The sequence below is a fragment of the Lysobacter sp. 1R34A genome, from assembly GCF_051217035.1.
GTDB lineage: Bacteria > Pseudomonadota > Gammaproteobacteria > Xanthomonadales > Xanthomonadaceae > Lysobacter.
In genome coordinates this window covers 1-6,219 of the sequence record NZ_JBPKJP010000158.1, presented here as the reverse complement: position 1 = coordinate 6,219, position 6,219 = coordinate 1, and the positions used below count along the sequence as shown (strand labels likewise).

The window sequence follows — 6,219 nt, the reverse complement described above, 5'->3', positions numbered from 1 at the left end:
GCGCTGCGCGAACTCGGCAGCGCCGCGGGCGGGGCGCGCATTGCAGCCAAGGCGGCCCGCGCCCCGGTGCGCAAGGCCGCGAAAGCGCCGCGCCAGGGCACCTGGGCCGGCCGAGCGGCCGCGTTAGCCGATCCGCGCAGGCATCCGTTGCGCTGCGCTGTGAAGTCTTGCAGGCCCAGAGCGGGCGCGCGTGCCGCAGCGCCGTACACCCCTCCTAGGGGCGGCCCTAGCGTTCGCCGGCGCGGCGGCGATGCTACGTTTTCCGCCAAACGACTTTCGCCCGAACCCGAGCGGCCCCCATCATGAGCTTCATCAATTTCCTCGATTCCGTTTCGCGCGCGGTGCAGCAACTGGCGACCCAACCGGCCGCGCCGGTGCACGTGGTCCAGCGCCACGAGACCCTGCCCGAAATCGCCGCGCAGCACCGCGGCGCGGTGCCGCAGGAGGTCTACGAACAAGGCATCAAGGACGCCAACCCGCAAGTGTTGAACTGGGAAGCGCTGTATCCGGACACGCAGCTGCAGTTGCCGCCCGCGCACGACGGCGAGGCCGATCCGGTGGTCCACGCCGCCGCGCCGGCCCAGGCCGACAAGCCGGCGCTGTCGCCGGAAGCGCAGCGCGTCGATACCGCGCTCAAGGCCGACAGCCAGCATTCCACGCCGCAGACCCAGGCCGATTTGAAGTCGGCGATCCAGGCCGAGATGCAGGCGCGTTTCCAGGTCGAGCTCGACGCGCGCCCGACCGGCGCGGTTTACGACACCAAGGCGATCGCGTCGTACGGCGACAGCATCGCCGCGCGCTACGCCGACGATCCGGCCGCGCAGGCGAGCATCAAGGCCACGGTCAAGGACATCAGCATCGACCACGAAGTCGAATTCGCGCTGATGGTGTCCGGCGGCGGCGACGCCAAGTCGACGATGTCGATCCTGAAGTCGCAGTGGGCTTCGATGTCGCCGGAAGCGCAGGCGCGCCTGGCGACCAGCCCCGAGCTGGGCCGGTTGCTCAACGACAAGGTCGAGCCCTATGTCTCGGCGCCGTACGCGGACTTCAACAGCGACGATCCGCGCGAGCAGCGCGTGCCGGCCGACGAGGCGGCCAAGCGCCTGGCCGAGCTGGTCGATGGCCTGCCGCCCGAGCTCGCCAATGCGGTGGTGACGCAGAACATCGATACGGTGATGCGCATCGTCCAGGTCAAGCCGATGTACGCCGGCGAGAAGTTCGGCGGCAGTTCCTACGCCGACATGGCGCGGGTGGTCGGCGCGCTCGGCGACGGCGAGGACGGCAAGCGCATGCGCGCCGACATCGCCACTATGTACCTGGCCAATCCCGAGGCGCTGCGCGGGCAGTGGGTGCCGTTCTCGGAAAACATCTCCAATGCGATCCGCGACGGCGCCAGCCCGGCGCTCGCGCTGGAGATGGCCCAGCAGCTCAAGAGCCAGGGCCTGAACGAACAGGCCGGGGTGTTCCTGCGCGGCATCAGCCACGGCGCCGAGTTGCTGCAGGGCAAGATCGATGCCGACCTGAAGGAATACCAGTCGATGATGGGCGAGCTAGGCCGCCTGTTGAAGTATTCCGAAGGCCTGCCGCCGGAAGCGATCTCGCAGGCGGTCGACAAATACCTGGCCGACAAGGGCAAGACCGATCCGGGCTGGCTGGAGAAATTCCACGGCCTCGAAGACCGCCTGACCGCGAACGCGAACGTGCTCAAGGACACCCTGGGCGGCTTGAATGCCTTGCCCGAGGACCTCAAGGCGACGTACCCGGACCTCGGCAAGGAGCTGCAGGACATCGCCAATAGCGATTCGGTGCTGCAGGCTTTCGGCCTGGCCGCCGCGCGCGACCGCGATTTCCTGATCGGCGCCGAAGCCGATTCGGCGACCAAGCTGTTCGACGTCACCAAGGTGTCGAAGGAAGGCGCCGAGTATCTCAAGCGCCTGGCCAACGACGGCATCCAGCAGGCGGCGCTGAAGGTCTTCTCCGATCTCGATTCGGCCGACCCGGCCAGCATCGCCAACGCCAAGACCCAGCTCGAATCGCTGAGCACGCGCTATGCCGGTCTGCTCGGCAAGGATTCGGAGCAATACCGCGAAGCGATCCGCGCGCTCGAAGGCCTGACCTCGGTGCCGGCCGGCGACACCGCGGCGATGGAGGCCCAGCTCAAGCAGTTCAACCAGGCGCTCGCCGGCATCGACGGCTTCAACGCCGACCAGCCGGCCGGCGTGACCTTCCGTTCGCTCGGCGTGGCCGCGGCCGGTCTGGCCTTCGCCAAGTCCAGCAGCGACCTGATCAGCGACCCGGGCTGGGCCAATGCGGTCGGCGCCTTCGCCGACGCCGCGGGCCTGACCAAGGACGTGCGCGATCTGATGCATCGCCCGGGCAGCATCCCGATCGACGCCGATTCGGTGCTGGTCGACAGCCACGCCCGCGCCGGCGTGCGCTTCGAGAACTGGAACCGCGCGCTGGGCCTGCTTTCGGCCACCGGCGACATCGCCAAGATGGCCGACGCCCTGTTGTCCGACCGCCCCTACAAGGAAGCCGAAGCGGCGCTGTACGGCTTGGGCGCGACCGGCACCGTGGTGATGACCCTGACCAGCGGACCGGTCGGCGCGATCGTCGGCGCGGTGATGATCGGCGTGTCGGTGTTCGGCCAGTCGGCCCTGGCCGACACTCGCGACAAGGACGCCAAGATCAAGGGCTCGCAGGAGTTCCTGCAGAACGCCGGCTTCGACGCCGACGCGGCGCGGATCATGGGCGACCTCGGCGAGGACGAACATTACCAGTCGATCCCGGTGGTGCCGCTGATGATGGAATACGGCAAGCGCGACGGCCTGGGCACCGGCAAGCCGATGACGCCGGAAGAGACCATCAAGGCGATCAACGACATGCCGCCGGATCAGCTGCAGGTCATGGTCAATCAATTGCGCATCGCCGCGCGCTGAGTCCGGCGGGCGGGTCGCGACGGCCGCCTAGGCCGTCGCGTTCGATCGAAACCGGGCGCCGCGATCAGGGCGTCTGCGCGGGTTCCGCCAGGGTTTCGTCCTGGTAGATCGCCACATGCGGCACGCCGTCCGCGCCGATCCAGCCGCGGTACATGCCTTCGGTGTTGAAGGGCAGGGCGAAGCGGCCGTCCGCGCCGAGCGCGATCGCGCCGCCGTCGCCGCCGGCCTTCGGGATCGTCTCGTTGATCACCGCCTTGGCGGCCTCGCCGATGCTCTGCCCGGCGTACTGCACGCGCGCGCAGATGTCGTAGGCGGCGACCGCGCGGATGTAGTACTCGCCCCAACCGGTGCCGGACACCGCGCAGCGCGCATTCGCATAGGTGCCGGCGCCGATGATCGGCGAATCGCCGACCCGGCCGTAGCGCTTGTTGGTCATGCCGCCGGTGGAGGTGCCCGCGGCGAGGCGGCCGTCGGCGTCGAGCGCGACCGCGCCGACCGTGCCGAAATGCTTGGCGGTTTCCAGGTCGGCGTGGGCCTGGCCCGCGGCTTCTTCCTTGAGCGCCTTCTGCAATTGCTGCCAGCGCTTCTCGGTGCGGAAATACGACGGGTCGACCAGGGGCACGCCTTGTTCGCGGGCGAAGGCCTCGGCGCCGTCGCCGACCATCATCACGTGCTTGGATTTCTCCATCACCGTGCGGGCCAGCAGGATCGGGTTCTTGACCCGATGCACCCCGGCGATCGCGCCGGCGCGCAGGCTGGCGCCGTCCATTACCGCCGAGTCGAGTTCGTTCCGGCCATCGTGACTGAATACCGCGCCGCGCCCGGCGTTGAACATCGGCGCGTCCTCGAGCACGGTGATCGCGGCGGTGACCGCGTCCAGCGCCGGCTTGCCGGCCTTCAACTGCGCATGGCCAGCGCGCAAGGCTTCCTCAAGCGCGGCGCGCGCGGCGCTTTCGTCGTCGGCGCTCATGCCGGCGCGCACCACGCCGGCGCCGCCGTGGATCACCAGCACCGGTTTGGCCGCCTTGGGCTTCGTCGCCGGCGGCGCGTCGGCGGCGTGCGCGAGCGACGCCGAGCCGAGCAACAACCAGGCGAAACAGGTGTGACGCAAAGGGGTCTTCATGTTCGGCTCCGGGCGGCCACGACGAGGGCGGGAAGGATCACGGAGAGGCCGTCGGCGCTATGTTCGCATCGCGTCGGATCAGGCGTCCCGCCTCGACATCATAAAGCGCGGAGAAGGCCGGGCGCTCGACGCGGAAATCCGACAGATGCAGCACGCTGCCGGCGCCGATGCCACGCACCGGCACCGCGCGCAGGCTCAAGGGCCGGCCCGCGGCATAGAGCTCGGCTGCCGGCTGCGGGCCCACCACCCAGGCGTAGCCGCCGTTGCCGCTGAAGACCCGGCCGATGCCGTCGCCGTCGATGCACAGCGCGGTGTACTCGTCGACGCCGATGCCGACCAGATCGTCGCGGCCGCGCTCCTGCGCCAGCCGCGCCAGCATCGCGATCAGTCGGCCGAGCCGCTCGCGCTTGCCGAAATGGCTATCGGTGAGGACGCGTTCGAGATAGGGCAGGTGGAGGAAATCGTCGACCAGGGTCAGCTGCGGTCCGGCGGGATCGTTCAAGGCGTCGGCCGAGGTCAGGCTGCCCCCGTCCATCGCGCCATAGGCATGCGCGCCGAGAATCGCCAGGCCGGCGCTGGTGCCGCCGATCGGCTTGCCGGCGCGCACGTGCGCGTCGAGCGCGCGGCTGAGCGGCGTGCCCCGCCAATAGCGCACGTAGTTGGATTGATCGCCGCCGGCGAGGAAGATGCCGTCGGCCTGGCGCACGATCTCCAGCACCCGCGGGTCGCTGGCGGCGCGGCGATCCTCGAACACCAGGGTTTGCGCCGCGGTGATGCCGCCGATGTCGTTGAAGAACTCGTCCTGCGCCTCGGTGCTGCCGGACGCGCGCAGGATCACGATGCGACCGTGGCCGGCGCGCTCGATCAACCAGCGGAACGCCGGATACGGCCAATCGCCGCCGCCGACCAGCATCGCTCCCGGTCGGGCCGGCGCCGGCCGCGGCGCGGCGAGGTCGCCGATCTGGTAGTAGCGATAACCGTCGCGGCGCGAGTCGTCGTCGGCGGCGGCGAGGGCGCCGGTGCCGGCAACGGCCAGGATCGCGCCGAGCAGGCCTCGGCACAGCGTTCGAGTCAGCACGGACCCGCGGGACCACAGGCGCATCGTTCGACTCCGGCCGGGTATGAGGAGCCAAGACGAACCAGTGCATGCTTTCCCCCATGCCGGGTCATCGATCCGCGCCAGCGCGCGCAATCCGCACACCGGCCGCCGCGACCGCTACGGAATGGCCGGCGGAATCGGCTAAGGTCGGCGCATGAACGCCGCCCTCGACGCCTGGTTCGCCCGCGAGATCCTCGTGCACGAGGAGGCGCTTGGGCATTTGCTGCGGCGTTACTGGCCGCACCGCGACGAGCTGCACGACCTGCGCCAGGAGGTCTACGTCCGCGTCTACGAGGCCGCCGGCAAGGCCTTGCCGAGCCAGCCCAAGTCGTTCCTGTTCGCGACCGCGCGCCACCTGATGACCGACCGCCTGCGCCGCGGCAAGGTGGTATCGATCGAGCCGGTGGGTGATTTCGAGGCTCTGAACGTCTTGATAGACGAGGTCAGTCCGGAGCGCCGGCTCGGCGCGCGGCAGATCCTCAAACGTCTCGCCGAGGCCTTCGACCGCCTGCCCGATCGCTGCCGCGAAGTGGTGTGGCTGCGCCGGGTCGACGAGTTGTCGCAGAAGGAAGTGGCCGAGCGCCTGGGCATCAGCGAGAAGACCGTGGAGAAGCAGATGGCCAAGGGGGTGCGCCTGATCGCCGAGTATTTCTACGGCGGCGAGCCCTCGCGCACCGAGCTGTCGCGCGCGCCGAAGGCCGACAAGGAGCCGGGACATGGAAAGCAGCAGACAGATTGAGCGCAGCGCCGCGCAGTGGCTGGTGCGGCGCGACCGCGACGACTGGTCGGTCGAGGATCAGGCCGGACTCGACGCCTGGCTCGCGGCTTCGACCGCGCACCGGGTCGCGTTCCTGCGCCTGGAAGCGGCCTGGGCGCAGAGCGGCCGGCTCAAGGCGCTCGGCGCCGGCGCCGTTTCCGACGGCGCGCCAGCGCGCGGACAATGGCTGCATTCGAACTTCGACCTGCTGGCTTCGCGCGCCGAGGCCACGGCAGAACCGCCGCCACCCCAGGTCGCGACCGCACGAGACGCCGACGCGCTGGTGTTCGCGCCGCGCCGC

The 6,219-nt window shown here is 69.9% G+C and carries 5 protein-coding genes; 3 read left to right on the top strand and 2 right to left on the bottom strand.

The annotated features are described in order from the left end of the window. Positions 1 to 302 precede the first annotated feature (302 nt). Positions 303 to 2,939, top strand: a complete 2,637-nt coding sequence (locus ACSAMQ_RS19675; RefSeq protein ID WP_435397282.1) for a hypothetical protein — start codon at positions 303 to 305, stop codon at positions 2,937 to 2,939. Between the two features lie 64 nt (positions 2,940 to 3,003). Here ACSAMQ_RS19675 and ACSAMQ_RS19670 read toward each other — a convergent pair whose 3' ends face one another. Together ACSAMQ_RS19670 and ACSAMQ_RS19665 are read right to left on the bottom strand one after the other, a co-directional pair. After that, positions 3,004 to 4,062 carry an isoaspartyl peptidase/L-asparaginase family protein gene (locus ACSAMQ_RS19670; RefSeq protein WP_435397281.1) on the bottom strand — a complete coding sequence of 353 codons (1,059 nt, stop codon included), beginning with the start codon at positions 4,060 to 4,062 and terminating at the stop codon, positions 3,004 to 3,006. A 37-nt stretch (positions 4,063 to 4,099) separates the two neighbouring features. Beyond that, complete coding sequence (locus ACSAMQ_RS19665; protein ID WP_435397280.1) at positions 4,100 to 5,164, bottom strand: cyanophycinase; 1,065 nt, start codon at positions 5,162 to 5,164, stop codon at positions 4,100 to 4,102. A 151-nt stretch (positions 5,165 to 5,315) separates the two neighbouring features. Between ACSAMQ_RS19665 and ACSAMQ_RS19660 the strand changes: the two genes are divergently transcribed. Beyond that, entirely contained in the window at positions 5,316 to 5,900 is a 585-nt protein-coding gene (locus ACSAMQ_RS19660) for an RNA polymerase sigma factor (RefSeq protein WP_435397279.1), read from the top strand. Then, positions 5,878 to 6,219, top strand: a 342-nt coding sequence (locus tag ACSAMQ_RS19655) for a FecR/PupR family sigma factor regulator (RefSeq protein WP_435397278.1), incomplete at its 3' end; no start/stop codon positions are given. The genes ACSAMQ_RS19660 and ACSAMQ_RS19655, both read left to right, overlap by 23 nt.